The sequence below is a fragment of the Luteibacter sp. P1_D3 genome, assembly GCF_056406135.1.
On the sequence record NZ_JBFUAT010000001.1, the window covers coordinates 177,588 to 192,156 of the forward strand.

Here is a 14,569-nt window from a genome sequence, read left to right on the forward strand (position 1 = left end):
TCGGGACGATATCAGGTCGCGGTCGCGGCGGTGGCCGCGACGGGAGCGACAGGCGCGTACGGCGCACGGCGCGACATCACCAGCCAGAGGATGCCGAGCGCGATCAGCGGCAACGAGAGGACCTGCCCCATAGTGACCCAGCCGAAAGCCAGATAACCCAGTTGGGCGTCGGGCACGCGGACGAATTCGATGATGAAGCGGAAGCTGCCGTACATCAGCGCGAACAGGCCCGACACGGCATAACGCCGGCGCGGCTTCAGCGTGAACAGCCAGAGCACGGTGAACATCACCACGCCTTCGAGAGCGAACTCATAGAGCGGATTGGGATGACGCGGCAGGGCGTCGGGGGCATGCGGGAAGATCATGCCGATGGCCAGGTCGGTGGGCTTGCCCCACAGCTCGCCATTGATGAAGTTGCCCAGGCGGCCCAGGCCGAGGCCCAGGGGCACCAGCGGGGCGACGAAGTCGATGGTGTCGAAGAACTTGACGTGGTTGCGCCGCGACCACCAGATACCGGCCACGACCACGCCGAGCAGGCCACCGTGGAAGGACATGCCGCCGTCCCAGATGCGGAAGATGGCGAGGGGGTCGGTCCAGATCCAGGAAATGGCCGTGTAAAACAGCATGTAGCCGACCCGGCCGCCCAGCACCACGCCCATCATGCAATAGAACATGAGGTCGCCGAAGCGGTCTGCGCTGACAGGCAAACGCCCCTGTCGGCGGCGATACTCGCCGAGCGCCCATCCGCCGAGGAAGCCGCCGAGGTACATGAGCCCGTACCAATGGACCTGAAGAGGTCCGAGGGACAGCGCGACGGGATCGATATTGACGACGAACGGAGTTGCCATGGAAGGCCCAGATAGAACGCAGGCGGCAAGTGTAGCGCCCCCTCCGGCCGAGGGGGCCGCCTTGTGGGCGGCTCCGGAATCGGCTATATCCGGCGAGGGCGCTGTCCGGGGAGGGCAGCGTGTAAGGGAAGTACACCAAAGCAAGGGGAGTCGAACATGAAGTACCGCTTCGCGCGGCCGCTACTGGCCGTGCTGTGTCTCGCCGCGTGCGCCACGGGCGTCGCCGCCGCCGATCTCATCCCGACGGCCGATTTCGCCCGTCGCCTGCCCCTGACCATGCCGCGTCTCTCGCCCGACGGCAAACACTTCTCCGTGGTCTACAACGACCCGGACGGCAAGACGCACGCGATCGCGATCTATTCGGTCGACGACCCGACCAAGCCGGGAAGCCTGATCCGCATGCCTCCGTACGAATTGCCGGCGAACATCGTCTGGGCGAGCGCCACACGCCTGGTCGTCGCGCGCGGCAAGCAGGACGGCTCGATCGGCAACACGTCGTACACCGGCGAGATCATGGCCATCGACATCAATGGCAAGAATCCCGACTACCTGTATGGCTACGAGGCCGTCGGCAAGCGCTCGGGTACCCGCCAGACCGACTCCGGCTGGGGCGAGATCGAAGGCACGCCGGTGCAGAGCAACGGCCACTTCTACATGCGCGCCACCTCGTGGTCGGACAAGAATCGAAGCACCCTCTTCGACGTCGACGCGACCACCAGCACACGTAAGGAGATGGCCAACATCGGCATCGGCGACATGGGTTTCATGGTCTCGCCCGAAGGCGTGGCCAAGTTCTCCTACGGCACGGACGACAACTTCAAGTACGTGGTGTTCCACCGCGAAGGCACTGGCTGGGCCAAAGTCCCGGAGAACGGAGACCTGCAGCGCTTCGTACCTGTCGCCTCCGTCGCGGGAAGCAACCGCATGTATGCCCGCTACAGCCCCGGCGGCATGGGTGGCGAGTTTGTTGAGCAGGACGAGGACGGCGGCAACCGTCGCGTGATCAGCAAGGACGATTTCAGTACCGTCACGTCCGCCGGCTTGTGGACACCGGTGCCCCTGCGTCCCTTCGGCACGTACGCCACCAGCGGCGTCCCCAAGGTGACCTATGTCGACCCGAAGGAGACCTACTCCAAGTTGCACCAGGCACTGTCGCTGAAATTCCCGGGTAACTTCGTCAACTTCATCGACTTCAGTGAAGATGGCAGCCAGCTGATGTTCGGTCTGGCCAGCGACCGCGATCCCGGCCGCTACATGCTGATCGACACCAAGACCTTCAAGGTGCGCAACCTGTTCGCCGTCGCGCCCTGGATCGACCCAGCGAAGATGGCCGAGCGCCGACCGCTGCGTTTCAAGGCCAGCGACGGTACGGAACTCGAGGCCATCCTGACCTTCCCCAAGGGCAAGTCCGAAGGCAACCTGCCGATGGTGCTCGTCCCCCATGGCGGCCCGATCGGCATCAAGGACGACTGGTTCTACGATGAAGACGCGCAGTTCCTGGCCAACCGCGGCTACCTGGTGCTGCAGGTCAACTACCGGGGCTCCGGTGGCCGTGGCAACGGTTTCGAGCAGGCCGCGTACCTCAAGTGGGGCACGAGGGTCCAGCAGGACCTGATCGATGGCGTGAAATGGGCCATTGCAGAGAATTACGCCGATCCCAAACGCATCTGCGTTTATGGGGCCAGCTTTGGTGGCTACTCGGCCATGATGACCACGATCCGTGAGCCCGGTCTGTTCAAGTGCGCCGTTGGCTACGCGGGCATCTACGATCTGGACATGATGTACAACAAGGGCGACATCAAGACGACCAAGACCGGCCGCAGCTACCTCACCACGGTGATCGGCCGCGACGAGGCCGACCTGGCGGCGAATTCGCCCGTGCATCTGGCCGACAAGATCACCGTCCCCGTGCTCCTGATCCACGGTGAAGACGACGAGCGCGCCCCGTTTGCCCAGTTCAAGGCCATGCGAGCGGCGATGGACGCGGCCCACAAGCCCTATGACGTCCTGACCAAGTCCGGCGAAAAGCACGGTTTCGTCAAGCCGGAGAACGTCGAGGAGTTCTATAACAAGCTGCAGGCGTTCCTCGACAAGAATATCGGTGGCGGCGAGGCCAGCACCGCGTCGAACTGAGACGGAGTCCCAACCGGCGGTCGTCCATGACTTCCGTCGGTTGCCCCCGTCACGCCGCACGCGTTATCTTCGTGTGATCGTCGAGCCCGGGTGGGGTATGGCGGGGCTTGGGAGGCTTCAGGGTATGTACGTCAGTTCCGGGCACAAGCGCCTCGTCGCAGGGCGACGCGTAGCGCTTGCCGTAGCGCTCGGAGCCTGCTTGCCCTATGTCGGCGTCAACGCGCAGGAAACCCCTCCGTCGGCGGAGATGCTCGCGCCGGTGAACGTCAGCGTGACCGGCTCACRCATTCGTGGCACCGATGTCGAAACCGCGCAGCCGGTCTTTACCATGGATCGCCAGGCCATCCGCGACACGGGCCTGACCAGCCTGGCCGACGTGATCGCCCGTATTCCCTCCGCTGCGACGCCCGAAGTGACCCCGCAGGACACGCTCTCGTCCAGCACCGACGCCGGTGGCCGCTACGCCAACCTGCGCAATCTTGGCGCGGTGCGCACCCTCATCCTGGTCAACGGCCGGCGCTGGACCACCAGCCTGAACGGCCTGACCGATCTCTCCACCATTCCCGTGGCGATCGTCGAGCGCATCGAAGTCCTCAAGGATGGCGCCTCGTCGATCTATGGCTCCGATGCCATCGGCGGTGTCGTCAACATCGTCACGACGGATCGCTTCGAAGGCGCGTCCGCCGACGTGCTCTACGGCGTCAACGGCAAGGGTGACGGCACCCAGAAGAACGGCACGTTCACCTGGGGCAAGAGTACCGAGCGCGCTTCGATCATCCTCGGCGCCAGTTACGAAGACGGCGACGAACTGGACGACAGCAAGCGCTCACTGACCCGCACGGCCTACGGTCCGCGCCATCCGGACGATGGATTCGGCATGGGCCCCTACGGCGGTGTGGTCGATCCTCGCGCCGCCGGCACGGCCGGTGCCGGCGCGTACACCGCCGACGGCTCGTGGGCGCCCAACCGTTACGTCGTCAACCATCCGGGCGGCGTGGTTGGTAACACCGCGGACCTTGCCAACTACCACCCCTACGACGTCAACAGCAACGCCGACAAGTATTCGACGCCGCAGGACATGACCTTCCGCGCGAGCAGCAAGCTGCGCAATCTGTTCGCGACGGGCCGCTACAACATTACCGACGACATCGCCCTGCGTGGCATGGCCAACTACGGCGTGCGCGACACGCGCAGCCAGGCGGCGGGCTATCCTCTCGAAAGCGGTTCTGGACGCACCAGCGACCTGACTATCGATGCAGGCAACGCGTACAACCCGTTCCCAGGCTACGGCACCGACTTCTTCCGCCGCACGACGGAACTGCCACGTATCAGCTGGGCGAAGAGCAAGGCCTTCCACGTCGATGCCGGCGCCGAAGGCAGCTTCCTCTGGAATGAGCGCACCTGGAACTGGGACGTCACCTACGGATATTCCGAGGCGCGCGACAGCCGCACCGACAGCGGCAATATCAATCTGGTCAATGCCGCCAAAGCGCTGGGACCGACGTCGGTCGTCAACGGTAACGTCGTCTGCGCCAATGCTGCGGATCGCGCGGCCGGCTGCGTGCCGTGGAACATCCTTGCCGGTCCCGGCGGCACGCCGGATGCCGTATGGAACTACGTGCAATCCACGACCACCGCCCGCCAGGTGACGAGGACCAACGACGTCGTCGCCAACCTGACCGGCGGCGTGTTCGACCTGCCCGCCGGCACCGTTCGCGTGGCTGGGGGCCTCGAGCATCGCACCGAGAACGGACGCTATGAACCTGATCCTGCCGACTCCGCCGGCCTGACGACACAACTGGCCAGCAATCCGACGAACGGCGGCTACATCGTCAACGAGGCCTACCTCGAGCTCGACGTGCCGCTGCTGGCCGACCTTCCCTTCGCGCGGGAACTGGCTGTGAATGCGTCGTCTCGCTATTCGCACTACACGGCCTTCGGTGGCCGCACCAACAACAAGTACAGCTTCCGCTGGAAGCCGTTCGACGATCTCCTCTTGCGCGGCACCTACGCGGAAGGATTCCGCGCGCCGACGGTCGCCGATCTCTACGCGGGTTCGAGCGAGAGTTTCGAAAGCTTCCTCGACCCGTGCGACAGCGCCTATGGTGCCGCCGCATCCGATGCAGGCGTGCGTGGCCGCTGTGCCGCGGCAGCTGTCCCCGCGAACTACCGGCAAGTCGACCAGTCGGGCGCACAGGTCAACTCCGCCACCGGCGGCCAGAATCCCGTCGCTTTCCGTACGGGCGCCAATCCCGCGCTGAAACCGGAATCGTCGATCACGCGCACCGCCGGCCTGGTGTACAGCCCCGGTTATCTCGATGGCCTCGACGTCACGCTCGACTATTACAAGGTCGACATCCGCGATGTCATCACGCCGATCCTCGCCGGCGACATTCTCAACTTCTGCTACGTGCGGAACGATCCGACGTATTGCGGACGCTTCACGCGTGCGGCCGACGGCCATATCACCTCGCTGGACGAAAGCCTGGCCAACCTCGGCACGTTGCGTACCGAAGGCTACGACCTCGGCGCGCATTACCGTTTCCCGGAAACACGCTACGGCGAGTTCACCCTGCTTTCGGATAGCACCTATCTGAAGGACTACACGCAATCGAGCAGCCCCGGTTCACCGCCACGCCAGCTGGCCGGCTACATGAACGGCGTGCAAGGCCTGTATCGCGTCCGCTCGAACCTCTCGCTCGACTGGTCGTGGCGGCGTTTCGGCGCGACGTGGACCGTGCGCTACTTCGACGGCCTGAAAGACTCGTGCTGGTCGTCCACGGTTGAGTGCAATCGTCCGAATGAACTCAACGCGATCACCGGCGTCACCGGCGTGAGCCGCAAGGGCTCGGTCGCCTTCCACGATGCGCAGCTGCGCTGGCAGGCGCCGTGGAACGGTAACTTCCGTGTCGGCATCAACAACGTCTTCGCCCGCAAGGGACCGCTCTACTACAACGTATCCAGCGCCGGCGGGGGCAGCCCGCCGTACAACCCCGCGTTCGACATCGATCRCTACTTCTACGTCGGCTACCAGCAGAAGTTCTGACCTCACGAAACCAGGCTTAGTTAGGCCATGCGCTAAGGCACCAAGGCCAACGGCGAAACGATATCCGCCCCTTCGCTACGCACAGGCGCGCCATTCGTGTTCTGACCCACCGCGATCAACCACTGGCCGTGCTGCTTGCGCGCGAGAAACATCATGATGCCGGAACGGGGCGGGATCGCCCGGCCCGCGTCGTCGGTGGCGCCGGTGATCTGCCAGGTGTAATGCACGGAGGCGAGATCCGGCCCGAGAAAACGCACGTTGGTACCGATGACGCGGTTCACCGAGTCGCGAAAGCGTGTGCCGAGGATGCGCGTGTGGTACGTCTCGAAATCCTTCTGCCCCCGCATCCACTTGCCGTCGACCGTGACGAAGTCCACGTCGCGTTCGGTGAGGACGGTCAGGCCATGACCGTCGTGCCGATTCCACGCATCGATGAACGCCTGGGGTAGCGCCGTGAGCGCGGCCTCGTCGTTGCCGGACTGGGCCTGGGCCAGCGACGGTCCGAGCAACAGGATGAGCAGGAGCAGGAAGGTCTTCATGCGTCGCACCGGACGGGGATGACTCAGGAAGCGTGCTACGGCGAGCCCCGCGAGACCATTCCCCGAAGGGAATATGCCCCCTGCCCCGGGGTGCGTAACGCCAGGGTTACAGCACCAGCGGCCGGTCGGGCAGTTCGTTCTCGCGCGGGCGACCGTTGGCCGGAAAGTGTCGCGCCAGCAAGGCTCCAGCATCCGCCACACCGATCTGTACCCCTTCGCGGAAACGACCTTCGGCGAAGGCATCCCGCATGTGCACGGTAATGGCCTCCCACTCCGCTGGCGTGACAACGCTGGCGATGCCGCGGTCCGCGATGATTTCGATGCGATGCTCGGCGAGCAGGACGTACAGCAAGACACCACAGTTGTCGTCGGTATCCCAGACGCGCAGATGAGCGAACAGCATGGCTGCGCGATCGCGGGCCGTGACGCCGGATGCGACGGCAGAGACCGGCAAGCGCGATTCGATGGCCACACGCAATTCGCCGCGATGCGTGGCTTCGCCTGCGGATACCGTGCCCGCAATGGCATCGAGGGTGTCCGACCCGAACTGACGCCCCATCTGGAACCAGGCACCGAACAGGTTGGCGACGATCCGTTGCATGTCCATCAATAGCTCCCCGACGCGCCACCACCACCGAAGCCGCCGCCGCCGCCTCCACCCCCACCGCCGAAGCCGCCGCCTCCGAAACCGCCACCACCGCCCCAGCCACCGAAACCACCCCAGCCGCCACCGCCGATGGAGCGGCCGGCGCCGCCCGGAATGGCCATGAACAAGGCGCCGGCGACGAGGCCGACGACCCCGCCGAAGATCGAACTCATGATCAGCCACGCCAGGCCGCCGGTGACGGCTCCGCCGATCGGCATGCGCGCCCACAGCGGGGCACGACCGAGAATGCCGCGGAGGAAGATCACGCCGAAGAGGAGGGGGAGGAACAGATTGCCGCCACTACGCTTGCGCTCATGGCTTTCGTCGGGACTGACCGGCGGCGGCAACGCCTCGCCGTCGACGATCTGGGTGATCGCGGTCAGCGCGTCGCTGATGCCGCCGTAGTAGTCGTTCGTGCGCAGCTTGGGCGCCATGTACTCGCGGATGATGCGCGAGGCGATCGCATCGGGCAGCGCGCCTTCGAGGCCGTACCCGGTTTCGATGCGCACCCGGCGATCGTTCTTGGCCACCAACAGGAGGACGCCGTCGTCGGGCCCCTTGCGACCGATCTTGTTGGCCTCGGCGACCTTGAGCGAGTAACCCTCCAGATCGTCCGGCTGGGTCGTCGGCACCATCAACACGATGACCTGGGCGCCTTTGCGCTTTTCCAGATCGGCCAGCCGGGTATCCAGCTGGCTGACCTGATCGGCGCTGAGCGTGCCCGTGAGGTCGGTGACGTGGCGCTGTAGCGTCGGCACGGCGGCATCGCCGTCCGCCAGTGCCGCCATGGGCGGCACCAGCAGGGCGACGGCGAGCCACAGCCGCGCCGCGAACCGCCACATCAGCGGCTGGCCGCGGGAGCCGGTGCGGGGGCCTGGGCCGGGGTGGAACCGAAGTCCACGGTCGGCGCGGTGGAGATGGCCTTCTCGTTCTCGACGCTGAAGTTCGGCTTGACCTTGTAGCCCATGACCTTGGCGGTCAGGTTGTTCGGGAAGGATCGGATCAGCGTGTTGTAGGACTGGATGGCCGCCACGTAGCGGTTACGCGCCACGGTGATCCGGTTCTCGGTGCCTTCCAGCTGGGCCTGCAGGTCACGGAACGAGCCGTCCGCCTTGAGCTGCGGATAGTTCTCGCTGACCACCATCAGGCGCGACAGCGCGCCGGACAGCTGGCCCTGGGCCGCCTGGAATTTCGCCAGGGCCTCGGGGTCGTTGGCGAGCTCCGGGGTGATCTGGGTCTGGCCGACCTTCGCACGGGCGTTGGTGACTTCGGTCAGCACGCGCTCTTCATGCTGGGCATAGCCCTTCACGGTGTTGACGAGGTTCGGGACCAGGTCGGCGCGGCGCTGGTACTGGTTCAGTACTTCGGACCAGGCGGCCTTGACCGATTCGTCCTCGCGCTGGATGGCGTTGTAACCGCAGCCGGAGAGGAAGCCGGCGAGCAGAACGAGGGCAAAAGCACGGACGAGTGTCTTCATGGCGGCGATTCCTTGGGGTGCGGGGCACAAGTTAACCCAAACCCGGGGAGCTCGCAGGAATTTGCAGGGAAAGCATCGCCGATGAATCGGCTCCTACATGGAGCCGCGTCAGTGGCTGTAGTGGGGAATCAGGATCAGGGCCCAGCTGACGCCGACCATCAGCAGGAGGAAAAAGACCGCAGCGGAGCCCATATCCTTGGCTCGCCCGGCCAGTTCATGGAACTCGGGGCTGACCAGATCGACCACGGCTTCGATCGCCGAATTGAGCAGTTCGGCGGCAAGAACGAGGATCGGGAAGGTGACCAGCACGATCTTTTCGACACCGCCCTGGCCCAGCCAGAAGCCCAGTGGCACGAGGATCACGGCAAGATAAACCTCAAGCCGGAACGAGGCCTCATGTTGGTAGCAGGCTTTCAGGCCCTTCATGGACCACTGGAACGCCGAGAACACCTGCCGCGGCCCGCGCGGAATCGTGGAAGCCATGGGCGGTCAGGTCGCCGAAGCGGACAAAAGGACGGGGTTCGGGACCATGGCTCGGGCGCTGGCGTGACGGTAGGCCCCCTATGATGCCATAGCCCGCCTCCGACGCCGCTGAAACCCCGCTCCGTGGCGTATCGCCGCGCCCCTCTGGCGCTGCAGCACAACCCGGTGGACCATTTGTATTACGCTTGAACGGTTGTGACTTCGTTCAGGTCACGGCGACGGGAGCCAGGGTTCCACCACCCGGCTCGCTGTTTCCAATGCTTCCGGAAAATACATGGCAATCCAGAACCCGCCCGTTTCACAGACCAAGTCCTTCAGCACGGTCTTCCTCATCGAGATGTGGGAGCGATTCGGCTTCTACGGCATGCAGGTGCTGATGGTCACCTACATGGTGAAGAAGCTCGGTTTTCCCGACGTCGATGCCAACCTGGTCTGGGGCGCCGCCTCTGCCCTGATCTACGCCACCCCCGCCATCGGCGGCTGGATCGGCGACAAATTCCTCGGTACGCGCCGCACGATGCTTACCGGCGCCGTGGTCCTGATGATCGGCTACGCGCTGCTCTGGATCCCGACCAACAGCACCTACTTCCTGTACATCGCCCTCGGCGTGATCATCCTGGGTAACGGCCTGTTCAAACCGAACGCCGGCAACCTGGTGCGCAAGATCTACGAAGGCGACGAGGTCAAGATCGACAGCGCGTTCACCATCTACTACATGGCGGTGAACGTCGGCTCGACCATCTCGATGCTGCTCACCCCGTGGATCCGCGATTACGTCGGCACCCGCTACAGCGATGCGCTGGGCTGGCACACCGCCTTCGGCGTCTGCTCCATCGGCCTGATCCTCGGCCTGATCAACTACTTCTTCATGCGCCGCACGCTGGCCCACGTGGGTTCCGAGCCGGACGAGCATCCGCCGAAGGTGAAGAACATCCTCGCCATCATCGGCGCAGGCATCCTGATCATCGCCGCCTCGGCCTACATCCTGCAGAACCAGGGCGTCGCGCAGGCCTGCGTGTACATCGCCGGTGTCGTGATCCTCGGCATCTTCGTGCACCTGATCCGCTCGAGCGCACAGGGCGAGCGCGCCGGCCTGATCGCCGCACTCGTGCTGACCGTGCAGACGATCTTCTTCTTCATCTTCTACCAGCAGATGTCGACCTCGCTGAACCTGTTCGCCCAGCGCAACGTCGACCTGCAGTTCAACCTGTTCGGCTGGAATATCTTCACGTGGATTCCCGAGCAGTTTCAGTCGCTGAACGCGATCTGGATCGTGATCCTCTCGCCGATCCTGGTCTGGCTGTACAACACGCTCGGCAAGCACGGCAAGGACTTCCCGGTCGCCGCCAAGTTCGCCCTGGGCTTCGCAGCCGTCGCCGCCGGCTTCTTCATGTACGGCCTCGGCGCCACCACCGCGATCGCCGGCAAGATCTCGTCCTGGTACATGGTCTGGGGTTACGGCCTGTACTCGCTGGGCGAAGTGCTGGTCAGCGGCCTCGGCCTCGCGATGATCGCCCGCTACGTGCCCGCGCGCATGGGCGGCTTCATGATGGGTGCCTACTACGTCGCTTCGGGCGTCGCCCAGTACATGGGTAGCGTGGTCGCCAACTATGCGGCGATCCCGGACAACATCACCGACCCCTTGCAGTCGCTGACGATCTACACGAGCTTGTTCAACAAGCTCGGCATGGTCGGCATCCTGTGCACGGGCATCGCCGTCGGCATGCTGCCGTTGATGAAGAAGCTTTCGCTCAATCATGCGCTGGCCAACGTGCCGCCGTTCCCGCCGGTACACAACGAAGACCTGTAACGCGCCGAAGGGCCGCCCACCCGGCGGCCCTTCCCTTTTGAAGAGACCCCCGTGAGCGACAATCTGCACTCGCCGTCATCCCGCTCCGGTCCCTTCGCACTCGCGCGTACCCTTGCCTGGCTCCGCCTGTGCGCCATCGCCGGGCAGAGCGTGGCGATCCTCTCCTGCGTCACCCTGCTCAACCTCGACGTGCCCCTGCTACCGCTGATGATCGGCGTGTGCGTACTGGCCGTGTTCGCGGCGGCCGCGTCGTTCCGCCTCGGCATGCCGTGGAAGGTGAGCGAAGGCGAAGCCATCGTGCACATCGCCGCCGATACGCTGGTGCTGGGCTACCTGCTCTACTTCACCGGCGGCGCCAGCAATCCGTTCGTCACCCTCCTGCTCGTACCGATCGCGCTGTCGGCGGCCGCGCTGTCGATCGCCGGCGTGTCGCTGGTGGCGATCCTGACCGGCGTGGCCTACGTCCTGCTCGTGCCGTACCACCTGCCGTTGCCGACGCTGGGCAGCAGCAGCCTGGATCTGGACCTCTACGTGGCCGGCATGGGCGTCAACTTCGTCATCATGGCGATCCTGCTCGGCGTGTTCATCAGCAACCTCGCAAAAGCCATCCGCCATCAACAGGGCGAGGTGCAACGCGTGCGCGAACGCGCCCTGCGCGACGAGGGGATCCTTGCCATCGCGACGCAGGCCGCCGGTGCCGCACACGAACTCAACACCCCGTTGTCGACCATGCGCACCTTGCTGCCCGAGATCCGCCGTGAGCACGTCGCGGACAATGCGCTGGGTGACGACCTCGACCTCCTCCAGGGCCAGGTGGAGCGTTGCCGCACCATCCTTCGCGAAATGGTCGCCTTCGGCCAGGCACAGCTGTCGCAGGTGCCGGAACGTCTCACGCTGGACGAGTTCGTCCACGGCTGCATGGAGCGCTTCCAGTTGCTGCGCCCCGAAGCCGAGGTGACTCTCTCGGTCGCGGACGATGCGGCACGCCTGCGCCTGCGCTCACCGCCGGGGCTGCGCCATGCGCTGATCAACCTGCTGAACAACGCCGCCGACGCCTCGGCGATGAACGATAGCGCCGCCGTCTCGCTGGCCATTCGCCGCGATGACCGCTGGCTGGAACTCGTCGTCAGCGACGAGGGCCCCGGTTTCGACGAGTTCGACGAACTCGGCACGCTCGGCCTGTCGCAAAAAGCGACCGGCCTCGGCATCGGCCTTGCGCTGGCCGAAGCGACCGCCGAGCGGCTCGAGGGCGAACTTGCCGCAAGCAATACCGGCCATGGCGCACAGATGCGCCTGCGCCTGCCTCTTTCGGTTATTGGAGATCCGGCATGAATGAACTCGTCCCGCCCGGCGGTCGCCCGCTGCTGATCGTCGATGACGACCCCACCTTCGCCCGCGTGCTGGGACGTGCCATGACCTCGCGTGGCTTCGAGGTCATCACCGCGGACAACGCGGACGACGCGCGCGCACTCACCCGCCGGCACCAGCCGCGCTATTGCGTGCTCGACCTGAAGCTGGGCGACGAAAATGGGCTGCGCCTGATTCCCGAACTGCAGTCGCTGGTGCCGGACATCCGGGTCCTGCTGCTGACCGGGTATGCGTCGATCGCCACCGCGGTGGAAGCCATCAAGCGCGGCGCACACGACTACCTCGCCAAGCCCGTGGACGCCGACGCCGTGGTCCGCGCACTGCTCGACGGCGATTCGGGCCCTGCCGACCCCGACGACCTGGTCGACGCACCCGATGCACCGCTGCCGTTGCGTCGCCTGGAGTGGGAACACATCCAGCGTGTCCTGACCGAGTGCGAGGGCAACATCTCCGAAACGGCCCGCCGTCTGGGCATGCATCGCCGCACGCTGCAGCGCAAGCTGAGCAAGCATCCGGTGCGCGAACGTCCGGACGAGCGCTGAACATGCGCCGCCTCCTTTTCTCCGCTTCGCTGGTCCTTGCCGGTCTGCCCTCGGTGCATGCCGACGACATGCACGGCATGGCCATGGGACATGAGGCCCCGCTGGGCTTCGACGCGGCGATCGATGCCGCTGGTCACCTGTGGGTCGTCGACACCGTGGGCGAGCACGTGCGCGCGCGCCGTTCCGACGACATGGGCCGCTCCTTCACTGTCTCGACCATCGTCAATCCCACCGGTGAGCCGATTTACGCCGAGGGCGAGAATCGGCCCAAGATCGCCCTGGGCCCGAAGGGCGAGCTCTATGTGACCTGGTCGCAGCCACGCAAGCTGCCATGGACGGGGTTCGTGCGTTTTTCGCGATCGCTGGATGGTGGTGCGCACTTCGACACGCCGACCACCGTGCACACGGATCGCGCGGAAATCACCCATCGTTTCGATTCGCTCGCCGTGGATGGCAAGGGCAACGTCATCGTGGCCTGGATCGACAAGCGCGATGTCGAAGCCGCGAAGACGGCGGGCAAGCCGTATCTCGGCGCGGCCACGTATTACAGCTGGTCGACCGACCGCGGCGCGCATTTCGCGCCGGAGCGCAAGATCGTCGATGAGAGCTGCGAATGCTGCCGCATCGCGCTGGCACGCGCACCCGATGGCTCGGTGGACGCGTTCTTTCGTGCGATCTATGGCGACAACATCCGTGACCATGCCTTTGCCACCCTACCTGCGGGTGGTGCCTCGCCGAAGGTGGAGCGCGCGACGTTCACGCAGTGGCACATCGAAGGCTGTCCACATCACGGCCCGTCGTTGTCGATCGATGCCAAGGGCACGCGACACGCCGTGTGGTTCAGCGCCGCCGATGGCAAAGCGACGATCTGGTACGGCCAGCTCGTTCCCGGGGCGCCGCCGGCGCATCTGAGCACGGTTGCCACGGCGGGCGCCTCCCACGCCGACCTCCTTGCCGACGGCACGCATGACTGGATCGCGTATCACCAGATGTCGTCCGACGGCTTGAAACTGATGGTGCGCGAGTCGCGCGATGGTGGCGCCAGCTTCGACGAACCACGCCAGATCGCCCATACCGCGAACGCATCCGGTTGGCCGAAACTGGTCCTCTGGGATCACCGCGCCTTCGTGGCGTGGAATCCGGAAGGCGAGTTCCGCCTGGTACCGACGGAGGCGCTGAAGTGATGAAGCGGTTACTGCTGCTGGCGGCGTTGACCGTCGCGATGCCCGCGATCGCCGCGCCGCCGACTGCCTTCACCCCGGCCGACGTCAAGGCGCTCGTCGCACCACCGGCCAAGGGCGTACGCATCCTGGCGCTATGGGCCCTCGATTGCGCTTATTGCGAGGAGAACCTGTCGGCCCTGGCCACCTGGCAGCGCCAGCACGCCGATGTCGACCTGGTTTTCGTCGCGACCGACTCGATCGGCCAGCGCGATGCGCTGAGTGCGCGATTGAAGGCGGCGGGACTGGACAGCGTGCCGTCGCGCGCCTACGCCGAGGCGACACCGGACCGGATGAATTACCTGATCGATCCCCAGTGGGGCGGCGAGACGCCGCGCACGCTGGTGATTCGTGCGGACGGGACGCGGAAGGCGTTCAGTGGGGCGTTGAGTGCGGAGCGGATTAGCCGTCTGGTGAAGTGAGGCATGCTGGATCGCCGATGAATCGGCTCCTACAA

At 65.3% G+C, this 14,569-nt stretch carries 13 protein-coding genes; 7 read left to right on the top strand and 6 right to left on the bottom strand.

Annotated elements, in window-relative coordinates; translation table 11 throughout:
* Nucleotides 1-11 precede the first annotated feature (11 nt).
* Nucleotides 12-848, bottom strand: a complete 837-nt coding sequence (lgt, locus tag AC1DYM_RS00845; RefSeq protein WP_477335042.1) for a prolipoprotein diacylglyceryl transferase — start codon at nucleotides 846-848, stop codon at nucleotides 12-14.
* 156 nt (nucleotides 849-1,004) lie between these two features.
* Here lgt and AC1DYM_RS00850 point away from each other — a divergent pair, with 156 nt between their 5' ends.
* Both AC1DYM_RS00850 and AC1DYM_RS00855 read left to right on the top strand, forming a co-directional pair.
* Nucleotides 1,005-2,981, top strand: a complete 1,977-nt coding sequence (locus AC1DYM_RS00850; RefSeq protein ID WP_477335044.1) for an alpha/beta hydrolase family protein — start codon at nucleotides 1,005-1,007, stop codon at nucleotides 2,979-2,981.
* Between the two features lie 124 nt (nucleotides 2,982-3,105).
* On the top strand, nucleotides 3,106-6,027 hold the full coding sequence (locus AC1DYM_RS00855; RefSeq protein ID WP_477335046.1) for a TonB-dependent receptor plug domain-containing protein: 2,922 nt from the start codon (nucleotides 3,106-3,108) through the stop codon (nucleotides 6,025-6,027).
* A 32-nt stretch (nucleotides 6,028-6,059) separates the two neighbouring features.
* Here the strand turns inward: AC1DYM_RS00855 and AC1DYM_RS00860 are convergent, their stop codons facing one another.
* From AC1DYM_RS00860 to AC1DYM_RS00880, 5 genes are all read right to left on the bottom strand, one after another.
* Nucleotides 6,060-6,566: an SgcJ/EcaC family oxidoreductase gene (locus tag AC1DYM_RS00860; protein ID WP_477335048.1), complete on the bottom strand. Its 507-nt coding sequence runs from the start codon at nucleotides 6,564-6,566 to the stop codon at nucleotides 6,060-6,062.
* A 106-nt stretch (nucleotides 6,567-6,672) separates the two neighbouring features.
* Nucleotides 6,673-7,173, bottom strand: coding sequence for a TPM domain-containing protein (locus AC1DYM_RS00865; protein WP_477335050.1), 501 nt, complete (start codon nucleotides 7,171-7,173; stop codon nucleotides 6,673-6,675).
* Complete coding sequence (locus tag AC1DYM_RS00870) at nucleotides 7,173-8,054, bottom strand: TPM domain-containing protein (protein WP_477335052.1); 882 nt, start codon at nucleotides 8,052-8,054, stop codon at nucleotides 7,173-7,175. Before AC1DYM_RS00870 ends, AC1DYM_RS00865 begins: the two co-directional genes overlap by 1 nt.
* Nucleotides 8,054-8,689, bottom strand: coding sequence for a LemA family protein (locus AC1DYM_RS00875; RefSeq protein ID WP_477335054.1), 636 nt, complete (start codon nucleotides 8,687-8,689; stop codon nucleotides 8,054-8,056). Before AC1DYM_RS00875 ends, AC1DYM_RS00870 begins: the two co-directional genes overlap by 1 nt.
* A 108-nt stretch (nucleotides 8,690-8,797) precedes the next feature.
* Entirely contained in the window at nucleotides 8,798-9,172 is a 375-nt protein-coding gene (locus tag AC1DYM_RS00880; RefSeq protein ID WP_046969594.1) for a diacylglycerol kinase, read from the bottom strand.
* 274 nt (nucleotides 9,173-9,446) lie between these two features.
* Between AC1DYM_RS00880 and AC1DYM_RS00885 the strand changes: the two genes are divergently transcribed.
* The 5 genes from AC1DYM_RS00885 to AC1DYM_RS00905 are packed head-to-tail and all read left to right on the top strand — an operon-like array spanning nucleotide 9,447 to nucleotide 14,534.
* Nucleotides 9,447-10,982: a peptide MFS transporter gene (locus AC1DYM_RS00885; RefSeq protein ID WP_477335056.1), complete on the top strand. Its 1,536-nt coding sequence runs from the start codon at nucleotides 9,447-9,449 to the stop codon at nucleotides 10,980-10,982.
* Between the two features lie 51 nt (nucleotides 10,983-11,033).
* Nucleotides 11,034-12,314 carry an ATP-binding protein gene (locus tag AC1DYM_RS00890; protein WP_477335058.1) on the top strand — a complete coding sequence of 427 codons (1,281 nt, stop codon included), beginning with the start codon at nucleotides 11,034-11,036 and terminating at the stop codon, nucleotides 12,312-12,314.
* The gene (locus AC1DYM_RS00895; protein ID WP_046969596.1) at nucleotides 12,311-12,892 is read left to right on the top strand and encodes a response regulator transcription factor; all 582 of its coding nucleotides are present in this window, start codon (nucleotides 12,311-12,313) and stop codon (nucleotides 12,890-12,892) included. Before AC1DYM_RS00890 ends, AC1DYM_RS00895 begins: the two co-directional genes overlap by 4 nt.
* A 2-nt stretch (nucleotides 12,893-12,894) precedes the next feature.
* Nucleotides 12,895-14,076 (top strand): sialidase family protein, encoded by a 1,182-nt coding sequence (locus AC1DYM_RS00900; RefSeq protein WP_477335061.1) that lies wholly within the window; start codon nucleotides 12,895-12,897, stop codon nucleotides 14,074-14,076.
* A complete protein-coding gene (locus tag AC1DYM_RS00905) occupies nucleotides 14,076-14,534 on the top strand; it encodes a TlpA family protein disulfide reductase (protein ID WP_477335063.1) in 459 nt (152 codons plus the stop codon). Before AC1DYM_RS00900 ends, AC1DYM_RS00905 begins: the two co-directional genes overlap by 1 nt.
* Nucleotides 14,535-14,569 lie beyond the last annotated feature (35 nt).